The organism is Candidatus Spyradosoma sp. SGI.093 (genome assembly GCF_050314555.1).
GTDB lineage: Bacteria > Verrucomicrobiota > Verrucomicrobiia > Opitutales > UBA953 > Spyradosoma.
This window is the reverse complement of sequence record NZ_JBNPNH010000009.1, coordinates 23,632-43,173: the sequence shown is the minus strand read 5'-3', so window position 1 is coordinate 43,173 and position 19,542 is coordinate 23,632. Positions and strand designations below refer to the sequence as shown.

Annotated in this window: 20 protein-coding genes; 17 read left to right on the top strand and 3 right to left on the bottom strand. The window is 63.6% G+C overall.

Annotation, left to right across the window (positions count from 1 at the left end; all coding sequences use genetic code 11):
- Positions 1-66 precede the first annotated feature (66 nt).
- From ACQREB_RS08015 to ACQREB_RS07975, 9 genes are all read left to right on the top strand, one after another.
- Positions 67-2,028, top strand: a complete 1,962-nt coding sequence (locus ACQREB_RS08015; protein ID WP_427767468.1) for a beta-galactosidase — start codon at positions 67-69, stop codon at positions 2,026-2,028.
- Between the two features lie 162 nt (positions 2,029-2,190).
- Complete coding sequence (clpP, locus tag ACQREB_RS08010) at positions 2,191-2,778, top strand: ATP-dependent Clp endopeptidase proteolytic subunit ClpP (protein ID WP_427767465.1); 588 nt, start codon at positions 2,191-2,193, stop codon at positions 2,776-2,778.
- Between the two features lie 104 nt (positions 2,779-2,882).
- Positions 2,883-4,229 (top strand): ATP-dependent Clp protease ATP-binding subunit ClpX, encoded by a 1,347-nt coding sequence (gene clpX / locus ACQREB_RS08005; RefSeq protein ID WP_427767463.1) that lies wholly within the window; start codon positions 2,883-2,885, stop codon positions 4,227-4,229.
- A gap of 79 nt (positions 4,230-4,308) precedes the next feature.
- Positions 4,309-5,478 (top strand): ABC transporter permease, encoded by a 1,170-nt coding sequence (locus ACQREB_RS08000; RefSeq protein ID WP_427767460.1) that lies wholly within the window; start codon positions 4,309-4,311, stop codon positions 5,476-5,478.
- A gap of 3 nt (positions 5,479-5,481) precedes the next feature.
- Positions 5,482-6,276 carry an ABC transporter ATP-binding protein gene (locus ACQREB_RS07995; RefSeq protein ID WP_427767457.1) on the top strand — a complete coding sequence of 265 codons (795 nt, stop codon included), beginning with the start codon at positions 5,482-5,484 and terminating at the stop codon, positions 6,274-6,276.
- Positions 6,269-7,279, top strand: coding sequence for an MlaD family protein (locus ACQREB_RS07990; RefSeq protein WP_427767454.1), 1,011 nt, complete (start codon positions 6,269-6,271; stop codon positions 7,277-7,279). The genes ACQREB_RS07995 and ACQREB_RS07990 overlap by 8 nt, the downstream gene beginning before the upstream one ends.
- 32 nt (positions 7,280-7,311) lie before the next feature.
- Positions 7,312-7,908: a PqiC family protein gene (locus ACQREB_RS07985; protein ID WP_427767452.1), complete on the top strand. Its 597-nt coding sequence runs from the start codon at positions 7,312-7,314 to the stop codon at positions 7,906-7,908.
- Between the two features lie 40 nt (positions 7,909-7,948).
- Positions 7,949-8,431: a DUF5069 domain-containing protein gene (locus tag ACQREB_RS07980; protein ID WP_427767450.1), complete on the top strand. Its 483-nt coding sequence runs from the start codon at positions 7,949-7,951 to the stop codon at positions 8,429-8,431.
- A 131-nt stretch (positions 8,432-8,562) separates the two neighbouring features.
- Complete coding sequence (locus ACQREB_RS07975; protein ID WP_427767448.1) at positions 8,563-9,417, top strand: universal stress protein; 855 nt, start codon at positions 8,563-8,565, stop codon at positions 9,415-9,417.
- A gap of 1 nt (position 9,418) precedes the next feature.
- Here the strand turns inward: ACQREB_RS07975 and ACQREB_RS07970 are convergent, their stop codons facing one another.
- Together ACQREB_RS07970 and ACQREB_RS07965 are read right to left on the bottom strand one after the other, a co-directional pair.
- Positions 9,419-10,288: a DUF58 domain-containing protein gene (locus ACQREB_RS07970; protein ID WP_427767445.1), complete on the bottom strand. Its 870-nt coding sequence runs from the start codon at positions 10,286-10,288 to the stop codon at positions 9,419-9,421.
- Between the two features lie 22 nt (positions 10,289-10,310).
- Positions 10,311-11,333: an AAA family ATPase gene (locus ACQREB_RS07965; RefSeq protein WP_427767442.1), complete on the bottom strand. Its 1,023-nt coding sequence runs from the start codon at positions 11,331-11,333 to the stop codon at positions 10,311-10,313.
- Between the two features lie 103 nt (positions 11,334-11,436).
- Between ACQREB_RS07965 and ACQREB_RS07960 the strand changes: the two genes are divergently transcribed.
- The 3 genes from ACQREB_RS07960 (at position 11,437) to ACQREB_RS07950 (ending at position 13,742) form a co-directional block, all read left to right on the top strand.
- Positions 11,437-12,081 (top strand): hypothetical protein, encoded by a 645-nt coding sequence (locus ACQREB_RS07960; RefSeq protein ID WP_427767440.1) that lies wholly within the window; start codon positions 11,437-11,439, stop codon positions 12,079-12,081.
- A 70-nt stretch (positions 12,082-12,151) separates the two neighbouring features.
- Positions 12,152-13,195, top strand: coding sequence for a tRNA (adenosine(37)-N6)-threonylcarbamoyltransferase complex transferase subunit TsaD (tsaD, locus tag ACQREB_RS07955; protein WP_427767438.1), 1,044 nt, complete (start codon positions 12,152-12,154; stop codon positions 13,193-13,195).
- 238 nt (positions 13,196-13,433) lie between these two features.
- Complete coding sequence (locus ACQREB_RS07950; RefSeq protein ID WP_427767436.1) at positions 13,434-13,742, top strand: hypothetical protein; 309 nt, start codon at positions 13,434-13,436, stop codon at positions 13,740-13,742.
- On the opposite strand, the gene ACQREB_RS07945 is transcribed toward ACQREB_RS07950, so the two are convergent.
- Positions 13,735-13,878 carry a hypothetical protein gene (locus ACQREB_RS07945; RefSeq protein WP_427767433.1) on the bottom strand — a complete coding sequence of 48 codons (144 nt, stop codon included), beginning with the start codon at positions 13,876-13,878 and terminating at the stop codon, positions 13,735-13,737. The genes ACQREB_RS07950 and ACQREB_RS07945 overlap by 8 nt on opposite strands.
- A gap of 70 nt (positions 13,879-13,948) precedes the next feature.
- Between ACQREB_RS07945 and ACQREB_RS07940 the strand changes: the two genes are divergently transcribed.
- From ACQREB_RS07940 to ACQREB_RS07920, 5 genes are all read left to right on the top strand, one after another.
- Positions 13,949-14,203 carry a hypothetical protein gene (locus tag ACQREB_RS07940; RefSeq protein ID WP_427767431.1) on the top strand — a complete coding sequence of 85 codons (255 nt, stop codon included), beginning with the start codon at positions 13,949-13,951 and terminating at the stop codon, positions 14,201-14,203.
- A gap of 209 nt (positions 14,204-14,412) precedes the next feature.
- Entirely contained in the window at positions 14,413-15,441 is a 1,029-nt protein-coding gene (gene obgE, locus ACQREB_RS07935; protein ID WP_427767428.1) for a GTPase ObgE, read from the top strand.
- 48 nt (positions 15,442-15,489) lie between these two features.
- Entirely contained in the window at positions 15,490-15,876 is a 387-nt protein-coding gene (locus ACQREB_RS07930) for a translation initiation factor (RefSeq protein ID WP_427767425.1), read from the top strand.
- A 199-nt stretch (positions 15,877-16,075) separates the two neighbouring features.
- Positions 16,076-19,120, top strand: coding sequence for a preprotein translocase subunit SecA (gene secA / locus ACQREB_RS07925; RefSeq protein WP_427767423.1), 3,045 nt, complete (start codon positions 16,076-16,078; stop codon positions 19,118-19,120).
- Positions 19,121-19,142: 22 nt separating this feature from the next.
- Entirely contained in the window at positions 19,143-19,526 is a 384-nt protein-coding gene (locus ACQREB_RS07920; protein ID WP_427767421.1) for a hypothetical protein, read from the top strand.
- The last annotated feature ends 16 nt before the right edge of the window (positions 19,527-19,542 follow it).

Sequence of the window (19,542 nt, the reverse complement as noted above, 5' to 3'; positions counted from 1 at the left end):
TTGATTCTTCAGATTCTTTAACCTTTTGATTCTCCCCGTAATCCCCTTTCAATCCCCTTAAAAACCATGAAGAAAATCTCCAAACTTGTCATTGCACTGCTCGCCGGAACGCTCGCGCTGTCTTCCGGCGTTCCCGCCGCGTTCGCGCAGCAGAAGAAGGCGCCGAAGGCCGTGAAGTTCGAGTTCGCGGAAAATCCGGCGAACAAAAACGACGGCATCTTCCTGCTCGACGGGAAGCCGTTCCAGATCCGCGGCGGCGAGATGCACCCGCAGCGCATTCCGCGCGAATACTGGGATCACCGCATCAAGATGTGCAAGGCGATGGGGCTGAACACGATCGCGTTCTACACCATGTGGAACGACTTCGAGCAGCCCGACGGCTCCTTCGACTTCAAGACGGGCAACCGCGACATCGCCGCGTTTCTCCGCCTCTGCCAGGAAAACGGCATGTGGGTGCTTTTCCGCCCCGGTCCGTACATCTGCGGCGAGTGGGACTTCGGCGGGCTGCCCTCGTATCTGCTCAAGGAAAAGGGCGCGAAGATCCGCACCGTCTCCGACAAGAACTTCATGAAGGCGCAGACGCGCTACCTGAAGGAGATGGCGAAGATCGCCAGGCCGTTCCTCGCGAAGAACGGCGGCCCGATTCTGATGACGCAGATCGAGAACGAATACGGGAGCTGGCCGCGCAAGGAGGTCTCGTATCTGAAATGGCTCAAGGAATTTTGGGAAAAGGAGGGCTTCGGGCCGTTCTACATGTCCGACGGCGCGTCGCACTACCACCTCGGCGGGCTGATTTATCCGGACAAGGACGTCGCCGTCGGGCTCGACCCGGGAACGAGCGACAACCACTGGAAAACCGCCAACGAAAAGAATCCCGGCGTTCCCGTGTTTTCCTCCGAGACGTATCCGGGCTGGCTGCGCCGCTGGGGCGAGGGCAACTGGAACCCGACCAACCTTTCCGGCAACATCCGCTGGTACATGGAGACGGGGCGCTCGTTCAGCGTCTTCCCCGTGCACGGCGGCACGAACTTCGGCTTCACCGCAGGAGCGAACAACGACCCGCGCAAGGAGTTCGGCGGCGACTACCACACCGACCTGACGAGCTACGACTACGGCTCGCCCATCGACGAGCAGGGGCGCCCGACGAAGGAATATCACCAGTACCGCGAAATCATCGCGAACGCGCTCAAGGGCAAGGAAAAGCTCCCCGCGCTCCCGAAGCCGATTCCCGTCACGGAGGTCAAGGAGTTCACGCCCAAGTTCTTCGCCAATCTGCGCGACAACCTTCAGCCGCTCAAGAACGGCGGCAAGTTCAACGACGCGCCGTACTTCGAGGCGTTCGGCCAGAACCAGGGGCTCGCGTTCTACCGCACGACCGTTCCCGCGGGCGCGGCGGGAACGCTCAGCTACGACGGCATTCACGACTACGCGCACGTCTATCTCGACGGCAAGCTCATCGCGACCGTCGACCGCCGCCTGAAGAAGACGGACATCGCCGTTCCCGCGCGCGCGAAGCCCGCGCAGCTCGAAATCATGGTCGAGGGCATGGGACACATCAACTACGGCGGCACGATGGAGAGCGACCGCAAGGGCATCGTCGGCGAAGTGAAGCTCGACGGCGCCCCGCTCAAGAAATGGACCGTCGTGCCCAAGACGCTTTCGGAGGAATCCGTCGTGAACGCGCAGAAGGCGAAGGCGCAGGAGAAGGACATGCCCGGCGCGCACTTCCGCGGCACGTTCACGCTGAACAAGCCCGCCGACACGTTCCTGGACATGGCGCAGTGGGGCAAGGGCGTGCTCTACGTCAACGGGCACAATCTCGGCCGCTACTGGAGCCGCACGCCCGACGGCAAGCCCGTCGGCCCGCAGCTGCGTCTCTACTGCCCGGCGCCGTTCCTCAAGAAGGGCGCGAACGTCGTGGACGTCGTCGAGTTCGAGCGCACGTCTCCCGCTCCGATCCGCGGCTGCGAGACGCGCAACTTCGACATGAACGACGTCAAGACCAAGAACCTGAACAATCAGTGGTGAGGCGCGCGCGGCGCTTCGGAAACGTTTCGGGACACGGCGACGGCCGCGTCCCGTTTTTTTCGCGTCCGCGGGAACGCCGCGCCGGCGGAGAGCGTCATTTTCTCTTTGTCGCGGCACGCGAATTGCAGTACCATTCTTCCCTTAAAAATTTTTTCCCGAATCATGAGCTACATCATTCCCAGCGTCGTCGAACGCGACGCCCGCGGCGAGAGGTCGTGGGACATTTACAGCCGTCTGCTCAAGGACCGCATCATCTTTCTCGGTTCGCCCATTTACGACGAAGTGGCGAACGCCGTCATCGCGCAGATGCTTTTTCTGCAGATGGAGGACCCGAAGAAGGACATCCACGTGTACATCAATTCGCCGGGCGGGAGCGTCACCGCGGGCATGGCGATTTACGACACGATGCAGTTTCTGAAGTGCGACGTCGTCACGTACTGCGTCGGCATGGCGGCGTCGATGGGCACGGTGCTGCTCGCCGGGGGCACGAAGGGCAAGCGCTACGCGCTCCCGAACTCGAGCGTGATGATTCACCAGCCCAGCGGCGGCGCGGGCGGACAGGCGGCGGACATTTCCATCGCCGCGAAAGAGATTCTGCGCTGGCGCGAGACGCTCAACCACGTGCTCGCCAAGCACACGGGCAAGTCTGTCGAGCAGATCGCCAAGGACTCCGACCGCGACCACTACATGACCGCGCAGGAAGCTCTCGACTACGGCATCGTCGATACAGTAATCACTCCGAAGCAATGATTTTGAGAAACCACGAATTGCACGAATTTTCACGAATGAACGAAATGCATCCGAAAAATTCGCGTGAATTCGTGTTCATTTGCGGTTAAAAATCTTCTTTCCCAATGGCCAAAGACGAACCCAAATGCGCGTTCTGTGGGCGTTCCCGCAGCGAAGTCGGAATCCTCATCATCGGTCCCGACGGCGCCAACATCTGCGACGAGTGCGCCAAGCTCTGCGTCGAAATGACCGAAGGGCAGGGCGCGCGCAGGAACGCCGCCGCCGAGCCCATGACGCCCGCCAAGGTCGCCGCGACCGCCGCGAAGATGCGCACCGAACAGAAGCCCGAGCCCCGGCCGCTCAAGCCCATCGCGCTCAAAAAACCGGCGGAGATCCGCGCCGTGCTCGACGACTACGTCATCGGTCAGTCGCAGGCGAAGAAGGTTCTTTCCGTCGCCGTCTACAACCACTACAAGCGTCTGAACGACAAGCTCTTCGGGAACGCCGCCGAAGCCGAGTCCGTTCCCGCGGGAACGCCCGTCGGCGACGAGCTCCGCGGCGTCGAAGTCGAAAAGAGCAACATTCTCGTCATCGGTCCTACGGGCTGCGGCAAGACGCTGCTCGCCAAGACGCTCGCGCGCGTGCTCGACGTGCCTTTCGCCATCGCGGACGCGACGACGCTCACCCAGGCGGGCTACGTCGGCGACGACGTGGAGAACATTCTCGTGCGCCTGCTCCAAGCGGCGGACGGCGACGTGAAGCGCGCCGAGACCGGCATCGTCTATGTTGACGAAATCGACAAAATCGGCCGCAAGGGCGATTCCGCCTCGCTCACGCGCGACGTCTCCGGCGAAGGCGTGCAGCAGGCGCTGCTCAAGATCATCGAAGGCACGCTCAGCAACGTGCCGCCGAACGGCGGGCGCAAGCACCCCGACCAGAAATACGTGCAGATCGACACGTCGAACATCCTCTTCATCTGCGGCGGCGCCTTCGTCGGGCTCGACCGCATCATCGGCTCGCGCATCGGCAACAAGTTCCTCGGTTTCGACGTCTCGGAAAAGACCGGCGCGACGCTTTCCGCCGAGCAGATCATGGCGGAGCTTCAGCCGGAAGACCTCTTCGAGTTCGGCATGATTCCCGAGTTCATCGGCCGTCTGCCCGTCGTTTCCGCGCTCTCGCAGCTCACGCAGAAGGACCTGGAGCACATTCTCACGCGCCCGAAGAACGCGCTCGTGAAGCAGTTCCGCAAGCTCTTCGCGATGGAGGGCGTCGAGCTCGTCTTCGAGGACGAGGCCGTCGCCGCCGTCGCGAAGAAGGCGATCGCGCTCGGCACGGGCGCGCGCGGGCTGCGCTCGATTCTGGAAAAGTTCATGCTCGACACGATGTACGAGCTCCCGAACCGCGGGAACGTCCGCCGCGTCGTCGTCACCGCCGACGTCGTGAACGGCCTCGCCTCCCCGACGATCGAGTGAACCGGCGCCCGCGCGCGGGCAAAAAATCTCTCGCCAAGGGCGAGGCGGCTTCTTAGGCTTCGACGCAGGAATTTCTTTCGTGAAGACCTCGAAAAAACAGTCCTGCGCGCGGCCGCCCGTTCCCGTTTCGGCGAAGGAGACGGACGCGCGCGGCGTCGTGCTCGAAGCCCGGATCGCCGGCGCATGGGCGCTCGCCGACGGGCTTTCCGACACGCGCACGCTCGAAAGCGCCCTGGCGGGGCTCGCTCCGGGAACGCGCGCGGGAACGCTCCGCTTCGACTGTTCCGCGCTCGAACGCTTCGATTCGAGCCTGGTCTGCTACGTCATCCGCTGCGCGGCGCTGTGCGCCGAACGCGGGATTGTCTTCGCCCGCGAGACCTTGCCCGCGGATGTCGCGAAGCTGATCGACCTCACGCTCGCGAACCGGCGTCCGCCGGAAGCCGAGCGCGGGGAGGATCCGGCGTTCACGGCGCGCGTCGGACGCTGGGGCGAAAAAGTCTTCCGCGACGCCGACCGCGCGCTGAGCTTTCTCGGCGAGACCGCGATCGCCGTCGCGCGCCTCTTCGGCGGCAAGGCGCGTTTCCGCTGGCGCGACGTGGTTTATTTCATAGAGGAATGCGGCGTGAACGCGCTACCGATCATCACGCTGATCTCCTTCATCACGGGCATGATTCTCGCCTACATCGGCTCGATGCAGCTGCAGCAGTTCGGCGCGGTGATCTACGTCGCGAGCCTGATCGCGCTCGCGATGACGCGCGAAATGGGCGTGATCATGACGAGCGTCATCATGTGCGGGCGCACGGGCTCGGCGTTCGCGGCGCAGATCGGGAGCATGCAGGCGAGCGAGGAGATTTCCGCGCTGCGCGTCCTCGGCGTCAATCCGGTGGAATATCTCGTGCTCCCGCGGCTGATCGCGCTGACGCTGATGCTGCCGCTGCTCACGCTTTATTCGGACTGCGTCGGCATGCTCGGCGGGCTTTTCGTGATGGGCTCGATGGACATCACGCCGGAGCAGTACTGGCGGCAGATCGTCGTCACGCTGAACATGAATCACGTGCTTTCCGGCGTGCTCAAGAGCTTCTTCTTCGGCTTCATGGTCGCCTGGGCGGGCTGCCACCGCGGAATGGCGGCGGGCAAGAGCTCTCTCGACGTGGGCGGCGCGGCGACTTCCGCCGCGGTGCTGGGCATGGTGCTCATCGTCATCGGCGACGGCGTCTTCGCCGTGATCTTCAACGCGATCGGATTCTGAGCGATGAACGTTCCCGCGCCCATATCCGTCCGGAATCTGAAGATGGCCTACGGCTCCCACGTCGTGATGGAGCGGCTGAACTTCGACGTCCGCGCGGGCGAAATCTTCATCATCATGGGCGGGAGCGGCTGCGGGAAATCGACGCTGCTGCGCCATCTCATCGGCCTGAAAAGCCCGGCGGAAGGCGAAATCCGGCTTTTCGGCGAAAACGTCGGCGCGGCCGCCCCGCGGGAACGCGACGCGCTGCTGCGCCGCGTCGGCGTGATGTACCAGGGCGGGGCGCTGTGGTCGTCCATGACGCTGTTGGAAAACGTCGCGCTCCCGATCGAGGAGTACACGACGCTGAATCCGCGGGAACGCGACGAGCTCGCGCGCTACAAGCTCGCGCTCGTCGGGCTTTCCGGCTTCGAAAATTACTATCCGTCAGAGATTTCCGGCGGCATGGCGAAGCGCGCCTCCATCGCGCGCGCGATCGCGCTCGATCCCGAGATTCTCTTTTTCGACGAACCCGGCGCGGGCCTAGATCCGCTCAGCTCCAAGCTGCTCGACGATCTGACGCTGAACATCCGCGATTCGCTCGGCACGACGATCGTCATCGTCACGCACGAGCTGGACAGCATCTTCGCGATCGGCGACCGCTGCCTTTTTCTGGACACGGCGACGAAGACCGTCGGCGCCGTCGGCGATCCGCGGAAGCTCCGCGACGATCCGCCTTCGCCCGCGATACGCGAATTTCTCACGCGCGCGGGAACGCTTCCGGCGCCATCACCCTTTCGAATCCCCGACAACAATGAGTAAACCCGTCAATCATTCGCTCATCGGCGTCTTCGTGCTCGGCGCGCTCGCGCTGCTCGTCGCCGCCGTCGTCGCCTTCAGCTCCTTCACGTTCACGAAGCGTTCGTATCCGTTCATCATATACGTCACGGACTCGCTCAACGGGCTCACGCTCAATTCGGACGTGAAGTTCAAGGGCGTCAAGATCGGCAAGGTGCAGCAGATTCTCGTGCATTTTCAGGAAAAGAGCCGCGGCGTGCGCGCCATTCCGGTGGTCATCGAGATCGACGAGACCTTCGTCCGCGACGGGCGCGCGATTTCCGACGAAGAGGTGCGGCGGCGGCTGCAGGTCGGCGTGGAGCAGGGGCTCCGCGCGCGCATCCAGCAGGCGAATCTCCTCACGGGCATGCTCTACGTCGAGTTGGACTATTTCCCGGGAACGCCCGCCGTCGTGCGCGGGAACGCCGAATACGACTATCCGGAAATCCCGACGATCACCTCCAACATGGCGCAGATGATCGGCTCCGTCGCGCGGATTCTGGAAAACCTTTCGCAGATCGACTTCAAGAGCTTTTCCGGCGCCGTGCAGGAGACCTTCGGCAAGCTGAACGCGAGCATCGAGGCGATCGAGTTCGAGAAGATCAACGCGAACGTCGTCCAGGCGAGCGAGTCCGCGAAGAAGCTCCTCGCCGACCCGCGGCTGCAGTCCGTCCTGGGCAACGCGGAACGGCTGTCGCGCAGCGCGGCGGCGTTCTCCGAAAAGATCGAATCCGGCTTCGACCCGGTCGCGGGCGAATTCCGCTCCGCCGTGAACGAGCTGCGCGCGACGCTCGAGGAGATCGACGCGACCGCGGCGACGCTGCGGGCGTCGCTGACCGGATCGCGCGGCTCGCTGCGCGAGGATTTCGCGGACACGCTCGAACAGCTCGCCGAAGCCGCGCGTTCCGTGCGCGCGTTCGCCGATTATCTGCAGAGCAATCCGACGGCGCTCGTCTTCGGCGCCGCGCCCGAAGAACAGGAAAAGTGAAGAAACCGCACCGCTTTAACCAGATCACGAACATGAAAAACTACGGAAAATTTTTCGCGCTTCCCGCGTTCGCGGCGGTGCTCCTCGCCGCGTCCGGCTGCTGCTTCAACCGGGCGCCGGCGACGCTCTACACGCTCGACGCCGACGTTCCCGCGGATTTCGGTCCGCTTCCTTCGGGGACGTTTTCCGAAATCGCCTTCGCCCGCGTCTCCGTTCCCGACTACGCGGACGTGCCGCAGATCGTCACGCGCACCGGCGAAAACACCGTCGCGCGCGCCGAAACTCGGCTTTGGGCGGAACCGCTCGCGCGCGCCGTCCGCCGCGCCGTTCCCGTGCAGGTCTCGAAGCTCCTCCGCGGCAAGAAGACGCGCGTCGTCGAAAGCGTTTCCGTTTACGTCGATCGGCTCGACGGCGCGCTCGACGGCGAGGTCCGCATCGACGCGCAGATCGTCGTCCGGGCGAAAGGCGCGGACGGAAAGTCCGCGAGTCTCGCCTACGATTTTTCGAAAAGCGTTCCGCTGCCCGCGGCGACGTCCGCCGACGCGCGCTACGCGAATTACGTGAAGGGCGTTTCCGCCGCCGTGTTCGCGCTTTCCGAAGCCGTCGCCGGGCATCTCGAAGAAAAGTGAACGGCCGGCGCGAAGCGAAACATTTTCAGGACTTGAAATCATGATTCAGCCGACACCCACCGACGACCCGAACATGCTCTACAGCACGGCGACGGGCGAAATCTGCCTCGACCTGCCGTCGCCCTACATTCCGCACAAGGCGACGGGGCTGCTGCACCTGCCGCGCTTCATCGCGAAAATCCGCAAGCACCTCGCGGGAACGCTGCCGAAATCCTACCGGCGCAACTTCTGCAAGGGCTTCGACCGCTTTCTGTGCCTGCACCTCGGCGTGGATCCGCAGGCGGTCGTGGACGCCGTGCGCGAATGCGGGAACGACGAGGCGAAGCTCGACGCGAAGCTGCTCGAAATCTTCCCGAAGGATCTGCGCGTCGCGAAATGGAACCGCGAGTGCGTCCAGAAGGGCATGAGCGAAATGGGGCGCGAGGCGCTCGAAGACGCCAAGCGCAAGATGGACGCGCTCGACCGCACGGACATCATCTCCTTCGCCGACATGATCGACTTCGACGAGCAGCGCATTCCGTGAGCGTTCCCGCGGGAACGCCCGCGCGGGCGCGAATTTCGTTTCCAAAAAATTTTTTCCGCGTATAATCGCGTCTGTTTTCGGGGCGTTCACGCGCCGGCGAAAATTCACCCCCAACAGAAAGGTTCCCCATCATGAATAATATCTTGGTTTGCGTTGACGGTTCGAGCTACGGACAAGTCTGCACGGCGTACGCCGTCTGGCTCTCGAAGCAGACGGGAATGCGCGTCTCCGCGCTTTACGTCTCCGAACTCTGGCAATACGAGACGCCGCTCGTCGCGGATTTCGGCGGCGCGCTCGGAACTCAGCCCTACATGGGTCTCACCGCGCAGCTGCGCGAGATTGAGGCCGGCAAGGCTAAGGTGATCGAGAATTACGTCCGCGGCGAATTCGCCAAGGCGGGCATTCCCGACCGCGTCGATTTCTATCATCGATCGGGAATTCTCGTGGACTGCATCGACGAGTTCGAGACCCAGCGCAAGGACATCGGCGTCATCGTGCTCGGCAAACGCGGCGAAAACGCGAATTTCGCCAAGGGGCACCTCGGCTCCAACATGGAGCGCGTGATCCGCTCCACGAAGCGCCCGTGCTTCGTCGTCAACCGGAAGTTCATCGAGCAGAAAAAGATCGTGCTCGCCTACGACGGCAGCCCGAGCGCGACGCGCGCGCTGGAATACCTCGCGACGAACAAGGAATTCATCACGCAGGACGTCCACATCGTCACCGTCGCGAAGCCGGGCGCGGAAGCCGACGCGACGCGCCTCCTCTTTTCCGCGGAGGCGCGCCTCAAGGGCGGGCCGATCACGCCCGTCACCCAGGTGCTTTCCGGCGCGCCCGGCGAAGCGTTGGAAAAATACGTCGAGGAAAACGGCATCACCTGCCTGATCATGGGCGCCTACGGGCATTCCCGCGTGCGTCAGTTCATCATCGGGAGCACGACGACCGAGCTCGTCCGCCGCTGCCTCGTTCCCGTCATCATGTTCCGCTGATTCAGCGCTCGCGGAAAAATTTCACGAACGGGCGGACGAGGTCTTCGCCGCACCGGACGGAAATCAGCCCCGCGCCCGCGCGCGCCGCCTCCCGCGCGAAAGCGTCGCGTTCCCGCGCCGCCGTCTCCGCCCAAAGTCCGCGCGCGCGGGCGTTCCCGTGAATCACGCCGCGCGCGGACGTTTCCGCGTCGGCGAGATTCCACGTTCCCGCGAACGGCGGCGCGAGTTCCGCCGGGTCCTCCGTGCGCACGAGCACGACGTCGTGCCGCCGCGCGAGCATACCCAGCGCGTCCGCCCGGCCTTCCGAGGAATCGAGAAAATCCGAAATCACGAAAATCACGCTGCGCCGCTTCAGCGAACGCCGCAGCCGAGTCAGCGCTTCCGCGAGATTCGTCCCGCGTCCCCGCGGTTCGGTCGCGACGAGTTCGCGCAGCATCCGCAGCACGTGAGCGCGCCCGCCGCGCACGGGCAGGTGCTTTTCGACGCGGTCCGAAAACGTGATCATGCCGACTTTGTCGCGGTTGCGCACGGCGCTCAGCGAGAGCAGGGCGGCGATTTCCGCCTGCGTGCGCAGCTTCGTCTTCGCGCCGGAGCCGAAGAGCCCCGACGCCGAGACGTCCGCCGCGAGCACGACCTGCAGCTCGCGCTCTTCGACGTATTTTTTGACGAACGGCGCACCCATGCGCGCGGAAACGTTCCAGTCGATGTCGCGCACGTCGTCGCCGAAGGCGTATTCGCGCACTTCCTCGAACTCGATGCCACGCCCCTTGAAGCGGGAACGGTAGGCGCCGCCGACGAGATCGTCCACGACGCGGCGCGTGCGGATCTCCAGCCGCCGCACCTCCGAAATCAGCTCTCCGACGTCCATCATCTTCGTCCGCGGGAACGCGCGCTCACGGCGTCTTCAGATTTTCGAGAATGAAGTTCACGACGTCGAGCGCCGAGACGTTTTCCGCCTCCGCCTCGTAGGTGAGCGAGACGCGGTGCGCGAGCACGTCGGGCGCGACGGCCTTCACGTCCTGCGGCACGACGTAGGCGCGCCCTTCGAGGAACGCGTGCGCCCGCGCCGCGAGCGTCAGCGCGATCGGCGCGCGCGGCGAAGCGCCGACGGCGACCCACTCGGGAATGCGCGAAAGGTCCGTCTCGCTCTGCCGAGACGAAAGCGAATCCCGCCGGCCGGGACGCGTCGCGACGACGAGGTCGAGAACGTAGTCCAGCACCTTTTCGTCCATGTAGATCTTGTCGAGCAGGGCGCGGGCTTCGAGAATTTCGTCGAGCGAGCAGACGCGGTTCGCGGCGAGCTTCGTTTCCGGGTGCGCCATGCGTTCGACGATGCGGCGCTCGTCGTCGCGCGAGGGATAATCCACGCGTACCTTGAAGAGAAAACGGTCGATTTGCGCTTCGGGCAGCGGATACGTGCCTTCCTGCTCGATCGGATTCTGCGTCGCCATCACGAGGAACGGATGCGGGAGCGCATGCGTCTCGCCGCCGATCGTCACCTGCCGCTCCTGCATCGCTTCGAGCAGCGCCGCCTGCACCTTCGCGGGAGCGCGGTTGATTTCGTCGGCGAGCACGACGTTCGCGAAGATCGGTCCGCGGCGCACGGAAAATTCTCCCTTCGCGGCGTTGTAGATCGTCGTTCCCGTCACGTCGGCGGGAAGCAGATCCGGCGTGAACTGCACGCGCGAGAACGTGCCGCCGACCGCCTGCGCGAGCGTCTTCACAGCGAGCGTCTTCGCCAGTCCCGGCAGCCCTTCGACGAGCAGATGTCCGTTCGTCAGCAAGCCGATGATCATGCGCGAGACGAGCTTTTCCTGCCCGGCGACGACGCGTCCGATTTCGACGCGAAGCCGTCCCGCGAACGCCGAAGCCGCCAGGACGCGCTGTTGAAGTTCGTTGAGTTCCTGCTGTTCCATGATTTTTTGAGCGGATTATAGAGCCGCTTTCGTTTGTTTGAAAATAATTTTCAGGCGGAAAACGCTTGTCGAAGCCGGGAGAAAAGTTCATCTTGGAAATCCTATGAAAACTCTCTTCTCCGTCATACTCGGTCTTCTCGTCGCGTCGTCGGCGCTCGCGGGAAATTCGTTCGAATCGTTCTGCGATTTCAAATTCGGCTCCGCCTATCATAAAGACAACGGCAAGCACACTCTTTTTCAGGAAATGATCGGGCGACCGATTTCCAAATTCAATCAGTGCCAGATTCGTCTGAACGGCAAACGCGAAATCTGCGAAGTCGAGCTGAGGGCGCGGCGTCCCGCCGTTCTCGAAAAACAGTCCCGCGCGTTCCCGGCGATGAACGAAGTGCGCAAATTCGAGGAATACGCGCTGCGCAAAGAGCTCGTGGAGACGTTTTCGAGCATTTTCCCCGGAGTCTCCTTCGACCAGAAGTGTCCCGACGTTCTTCACGCCGGTTTCACGGGAACAATAGTCCGGGATTATCGACCGAACCAGCGCCTCTATTGGAAATACGTTCCCTCGAAGCTGTTTCCGACGCGCAGAGACCGCGGAAACGACGTTTATTGGCTCGGAAAGATCATCGAACGCGGCGAAGACGGCGGAGAGAAGAAGACGAAGCTCGTCCGTCTCGCCGCCAATTCCGCGTACCTGGCGGTCACCGTCACGGACATGAAGCTCGCCGCGGAAACGGCGAAGAAAAAGCGCTGACGGCGCCCGGCGCGCCGCGGGAACGCGTTTTCCCTTAAAATTTCCGGGCGTTTGCGGTAGCATCGCGGGCATGAGAATTTTGGCTCTGGAAAGCTCCTGCGACGAATCGGCGGTCGCGCTCTTCGATTCCGCGCGCGGCGTCGTTTTCGAGCGCGTCAACACGCAGATCGCGCTTCACGCGCAGTACGGCGGCGTCGTGCCGGATCTCGCGGCGCGGGAGCACCTGCGCAATTTTCCGTTTCTGCTCGCGGAGGCCGCCGCGGAGATCGATCCGGCGGGCGTGGACGCCGTCGCCGTCACGCGCGGCCCCGGGCTCGCGGCCTGTCTCGCGCTCGGCATCGCGTCCGCGCGGACGGTCGCGCTCGCGTGGAACAAGCCGCTCGTCGGCGTGAATCACCTGCGCGGACACCTGTTTTCGCCGTTCCTGCCGCTTCACCGCGACGATCCCGCGAATTTCGAAAAGGCGGGCAGGGCGCTTTTCCCGCATCTCGGCCTCGTCGCCTCCGGAGGCAATTCGCTGCTGGTCGAAGTCGACGCCGAGCGCCGCGTCCGCGTTCTCGCGGGAACGGTGGACGACGCCGCCGGCGAAGCCTTCGACAAAGGCGCGAAGCTGCTCGGAATGCCGTATCCGGGCGGCGCGCTCATCGAAAAGCGCGCCCGCGAAGCGCGGGAACGCGGCAGATTTCCGTTCCCGCACGGCGACGCCATCAAGCGCGAGCCGCGCTTCAGCTTTTCCGGGCTCAAGACGAGCCTGCGCTACCGTCTCGAAAAAATGTCCGACGCGGAGCTCGCCGACGCGCTCCCGGAAATCTGCGCCGACTACCAGGAGGCGATCGTCCGCCAGCTCGTCGATAAGGCCGCCGTGCAGTTCGAGAAAAAACGCTACGCGAGCCTCGGGCTTTCCGGGGGCGTCTCCAACAACGGCGCCTTGCGCGCGGCGTTCGGCGAACTCGCGCGGCGAAAAAAAATCCCGCTGCTGCTCGCCGAGCCGAAACACACCGGCGACAACGCCGCGATGATCGCCTTCGCCGCATGGTTCGACGCGCAGCTGCCGCCGCCGAAATTCTCCGAAGCGCTGACTTTCGAGCCGACGCTGACCATCGACCGAGCCTGAAGCGAAAACGCCGTAAAAGGCGTCCGAACGCGCCGTGAAGCCCGAATTTTACTGCATTTCCGCCCTTGCCTGTTTTATGCACAATAAATGTTATGTCTAATTTTTAGGGAGGGAAATCAGGGCGAAAGAAGAAAGCTTACCCTGCCCGCAGGAATCGCTCGGACGCGTCCGCGGACACGCCCGTCTCAAGTGTTTTCTCTTTCTTGAATTTCATGGGGTTGAAGATTAAATTGAACGCATGATGAAACTTTTCGCCGTGCCGTTCGCCTGCGCCGCGCTGCTCGCCGTTCCCGCTCCGGAAGCGAAAAAGAGCGCGGACGTCGGGAGCATCTACGGGCGCATTCAGTTCGTGGAGGCTTTCGCCGACTACGACGTGCAGGTCGTGGACCGCCACGAGGATCTGCGCGTGCAGCTCGTGGAGCGCTTTCCGGACGCTCCCGGAAAGTGGCAGCCCGTCGATCGCTTTCCCGATTACAAGATCCGTCTCGTCGATTCTCATCCCGATTTCAAAATCCGCTACGTGGACAGGTTTCCCGGCGTCAACTGAACACGCCGGAGAAGCTCATTTTCAGCCCGCCAGCGTCGAGCGTGAACGTCACGCTCTTCACGCGCCAGTCTCCGGAGGCGAGCGGGTCGCGCGTTCCCGCGACGCGCACGAATCCCTCCGCGAGGGCGGCGCTCAATTTTAGAACGACTGATGAACTGTACATTGTTTTGTTGTCTTTTTCGCTTCGTTCGGAAAGAATTCCCTCTGTGGAAGAACAGCCGAAAGATTTTTGCGAATTGAAAAAGTATCTTTACGAGAACAAGGCGGTATTCATTAAGCCTTTGGTTTTCGCGGTCTGTTGCGTCGTGTTTTATTGGGTGATTCCGCCGTTGGCGGCGTTTATAAAAGCCGGATACGCGTTTGTGTTCGCGGCCGGTGACTCCACGCGGTGGGTGGACGCCGGGTTGTGGCTGACTTGGTGCGGCTTGACGCTTCGCGAGCTCTGGAACTGGAAGCTCTGATTTTCCCGCTCATGCCCGTTCCCGCGCTTCTTTGATGAGAAGCAGGTAGTTGACGAAGTCTGAGACGTCGAGCGCGTCGAGCTCGCTCGGCTGCCATCCCGTGGCGTCCGCGAGGATATTACTTTTGGACGGCCGAACCTTTTCAATTCCTCAACTTTAACTCTTTTAAGGTTTGCGTTCCCGCGCGCGGCGGAATTTCCTTTTGCGTCATGTTCATCGATGAAGCGAGAGTCTTTTTGCGCGCCGGCAACGGCGGGAACGGCTGTCTGAGTTTCCGCCGCGAAAAATACCTGCCCAAAGGCGGACCGGACGGCGGCGACGGCGGCAAGGGCGGCGACGTCGTGCTGCTCTGCAACGAAAATCTGAACGACCTGCGCGAATACAAATTCCAGCCGCACCGCAACGCCAGGAACGGGCGTCCCGGCGAAGGCCGCAACAAGCACGGCGCGGACGGCGACGACGTCGTGCTCGAAGTGCCTCCGGGAACGCAGGTCTTCGAGGCGGAATCGGAGCTGCTCGTCGCCGAGCTGCTCGACGACGGCGAGCGCGTCGTCCTGCTCAAAGGCGGCCGTGGCGGTCTCGGGAACAACCAGTTCAAGAACTCCGTCAACCAGGCTCCGCGCAAGACGACTCCCGGCAAGGAAGGCGCTTCGGGCGAATACGTCTTCAAGCTGAAGACGATCGCGGACGTCGGCCTCGTCGGTTTTCCCAACGCGGGAAAATCGTCGCTGACCAACGCGTTCACGAACGCGCGGCCGAAATGCGCGCCCTACCCGTTCACGACGAAGACGCCGAGCGTCGGCGTGATCGAATACGACGACTTCGCGCGGATTTCGATGGCGGACGTTCCCGGCCTCATCGAAGGCGCGAGCGAAAACCGCGGCCTCGGGCACCGGTTTCTCAAGCACATCGAGCGCTGCAAGCTGCTCGTCTTCATCATCGACATGGCGGGAACGGACAACCGCAAGCCCGCGGACGACTACGCGCAGCTGCTCGTCGAGCTCAAAAATTTCGATCCCGCGCTCGCGGCGAAACCGCGGCTCGTCGTCGCCAACAAAATGGACTGCGAGGCTTCGGCGAAGAATCTGACCGCGTTCCGTCGCAAGTGGAAAGGCGTCGAGATCGCGAAAGTCTCCTGCCTGACGGGCGAAGGGCTCGACGCGCTGAAGGCGCTCGTGCGGGAACGCGTCGAAGCCGCCGAACGCGCCGCCGACGCGGATTCCGAGAACGCCGCCTGAAATCGCCCTGCTCCGTTTTTCGACCGCGCAGTTTTCCTTTTTCTTCCCATGAAAAAAATCCCGACCGACGGAAAAGCCTCCGCCGAAACCTCCATCAACAACGCGTTCGACGCGCTCCACATCGCGGATCTGCCGCAATACGCGGAACCCGCCGCGACGAAGCGCAAGTCCGCGGACTCCAAGCCCGAGCGCGCCGAGCGCCTCGGCCGCGTCCACATGAACATCGAGAAGTCCGGACGTTCCGGCAAGACGGTGACGGTGCTCGGCGGCCCCGGCATCCGGGCGCTGACGGCGGAGCGCCGCGACGACCTGCTCGCCTCGCTGAAGCGGAAATTCGCCGCCGGCGGCGCGATCGTCGAAGACACGATCGAAATCCAGGGCGACGTCCGCGACCGCGCGAAGTTCTTTCTGCAGATGCTCGGCTTCGACGCGTGAAGCGCGCGCGTTTCGCGGGAACGCGGGGCGGGCGGCGTTCCGTCCGCTTTTTTCGGCGCGTTTTTCCGGGCGCTTGGCACGGAATCCGCAGGAAACGCGTCAGCGCGTTTTTTCCGGCGTTCCCGCGGCGGCTTTACGCTTGCGGGGAGCCGCGATTAAGGCGATGCTTGAGCCTTTAAATTTTCAGCAGACACAGACCATGGGCATTTCCTCCATCTTCAAGATTTTCGCGGGCCGCAGCCACCGGAAGTTCGTCAAAAAGTGCAGACCGATCGTCGCCAGGATCAACAAGCTCGAAGAGAGCTACCGGACGCTGAGCGACGACGCGCTGAAGGCGAAGACTCAGGAGTTCATGGAGCGCGTCAAAAACGGGGAGTCGCTCGACAAGATTCTGCCGGAGGCGTTCGCGGTCGTGAAGAACGCGGCGCGGCGGCTCTGCGGCAGCAAGGTCGTCGTCTGCGACCACGAGCTGACTTGGGACATGGTGCATTTCGACGTGCAGCTCATCGGCGGGATCGCGCTTCACCAGAACAAGATCGCGGAAATGGCGACGGGCGAAGGCAAGACGCTCGTCGCGACGCTCCCGCTCTACCTGAACGCGCTGACGGGGCGCAACTGCCAGCTCGTGACGGTCAACGACTACCTCGCGCGGCGCGACTCGGAATGGATGGGGCACCTTTACAACTATCTCGGGCTCACGGTCGGCTGCATCCAGAATTCCATGCCGCCGCACGAACGGCGCGCCGCCTACGCGTGCAACATCACCTACGGCACGGCGTCGGAATTCGGCTTCGACTACCTGCGCGACAACGGCATGGCGGGCTCGAAGCAGGACCAGGTGCAGAGCGACTACTATTACTGCATCGTGGACGAGATCGACTCGATTCTCATCGACGAGGCGCGCACGCCGCTGATCATTTCCGGTCCTGTGAACGACGACCACGAGCCGCCCTTCATGCAGTTCAAGCCGGGCGTCGCCGCGCTCGTGGAAAAGCAGACGAAGCTCTGCGACCGCCTCGTCGAGCGCGCGCGCAAGATGCTCGAAAAGGCGAAGCCGGGCTCAGAGGAAGAGCTCGACGCGATGGTGCCGCTGCTCCAGGTGAAGCTGGGCGCGCCGCGCAACAGGCAGTTCCTGCGCATGATGGAGAACGGCCATTGGCGCAAGGCGCTCGACGCCTTCGACGCGGAGATGATGAACGCCTTCAACCGCCAGCGCCGCTTCGAAATCAAGGAGGCGCTCTATTACGCGATCGACGAAAAGCGCCGCGAGTCCGATCTGACGCAGCTCGGCCGCGACACGCTCCGCCCGGACAATCCGGACGCGTTCGTGCTCCCGGACCTGCCGACGAAGTTCATCGAAATCGACGCGCGGGAAGACCTCGACGCCGAACAGCGCGCCGCGCTCAAGTCCGCCGCCGAAAACGAGTTCATCGCCACGAGCGAGACGATCCACAGCATCTCCCAGCTGCTCCGCGCCTACGCGCTCTTCGAAAAGGACGTGCAGTACGTCGTCAAGGACGGCAAGGTGCTGATCGTGGACGAGAACACCGGCCGCATCATGCCCGGCCGCCGCTGGAGCGACGGTCTCCACCAGGCAATCGAGGCGAAGGAAGGCGTCGAAATCGAAAAGGAGACGAAGACCTACGCGACGATCACGATCCAGAATTATTTCCGCATGTACGAAAAGCTCGCGGGCATGACGGGAACGGCGGAGACGGAAGCCGGCGAATTTTACGACATCTACCGCCTCGGTGTCGTCGCGATCCCGACGAACAAGCCGTGCATCCGCATCGACGAGGACGACATGATCTTCAAGACCGCGCGCGAAAAATACGCCGAGGCGGTGAGGGAGATTGAGGCGGCGCACGCGAAGGGGCAGCCGGTGCTCGTCGGCACGGCGAGCGTCGAAGCCTCCGAATACCTTTCCAACCTGCTCAAGCGCGAAGGCATTCCGCACAACGTCCTCAACGCGAAGGAGCACGAGCGCGAAGCCGAAATCGTCGCCAACGCCGGTCAGCGCGGCGCCGTGACGATCGCCACGAACATGGCGGGGCGCGGCACCGACATCAAGCTCGGCGAGGGCGTGCGCGAGCTCGGCGGTCTCTTCGTGCTCGGCACGGAGCGCCACGAATCCCGCCGCGTTGACCGCCAGCTGCGCGGCCGCTGTTCCCGCCAGGGCGACCCCGGCCGCTCGAAATTCCTCGTCTCGCTCGAGGACAATCTGATGCGCCTTTTCACGAACGCGGGCATGATCTCCAAAGTTCTCCAGCGCTCCTTCGTCGAAGGCCAGCCGCTCCAGCACCCGCTGCTGAACCGCTCCGTCGAGACCGCGCAGCGCCGCGTCGAGGCGGTGCACTTCATGTACCGCAAGAACACGCTGCAGTACGACGACGTCTTCAACAAGCAGCGCGAAATCATCTACGGCATCCGCAATCAGGCGCTGACGACCGACGCGCCGCGCGAGCTCCTCTTCGCGCTCGTCGAAGAGGAAATCACCGACCGTGTGGACGCCGCGCTCCCGCCGGACGAAAAGGGCGAGATCAACCGCGTCGCCGTCGAGGACTTCGTCCGCTGGCTGAACACGACGTTCCCGCTCACGTTCACGGAAGAGGAAATCCTCGCCGCGGGCGACGAAGGCACGGCGGGGCTCGTCGTGAAGCGCGTCCGCAAAGCCTACGAAAAGCGCGACGCCGTCGAAGGCGCCGAAGCGCTCAAGGGCATGGAGCGCCACATCATTCTCCGCGCCATCGACGCGAACTGGCAGGACCACCTCGCCGAAATGAACGATCTGCGCCAGAGCATCGGCCTGCGCAGCTACGGCCAGCGCAACCCGCTCGTCGAATACAAGAACGAGGCGTTCGTCTGCTTCAAGACGATGCTCGGGCGCTGCCGCTCGGCGGTTTGCTCCGGGCTCTTCCGCACGGCGACGAGCCGCGAGGGCTTCGAGGAGCTCATCCGCCGCCTGCAGGAAATGCGCGGCGTGCTCAAGGATTCCTCCGAAAACAACACGGGCGAATCCGTCGCCGACGTCGATCCCGACGCGCTGCGCATCGCCGTGCGCCAGGCGGACGCCGAGCTCGAGGAAGCGCGGAACCCGGGCGTCGTTCCCGAAAACATCGGGCGCAACGAAGTCGTCGTGCTCCGCCGCGGCGACGAGGAAATTTCCGTGAAGTGGAAAAAGGCGAAGGAGCTGCTCGAAACCGGCGAAGGCTGGACGTATTTCGGGCGCGCCAAAATCGGCTGAACTCCGCCGCGGGAACGCCGCCATGAAGAACGCCTGCGCCGGAACCGCCCTGCTCTGCGCCGCCCTGCTTTTCGGCGCGTGCGCGGGAACGCCGGGCGCGCCCGCCGCCGACCCGCTCTTCGGAGCCTGGACGGCGAGCGGACCGAACGGCGCCCTGCCGGCGGGCGCGGAAGCGCTCTTCGCCTTCTGGGCGGACGGCTCCTACGAGCTCTCGACGCGCTTCGGCGGGAACGATTCCCGCGCGCGCGGCGCCTTCCGGCGCGGACGCGACGAGATCGTCTTCGACGGGAAGACGGCGTATAAGTATTTTTTGGATGCGGACGCGGGAACGCTCGACCTGATCGCGCCCGACGGTTCGCGCACGCGCTACGGGCGCGTCCGCTTCGAGGCCGAACCCGCGGACTGAACGCCCGCGCTTCCGC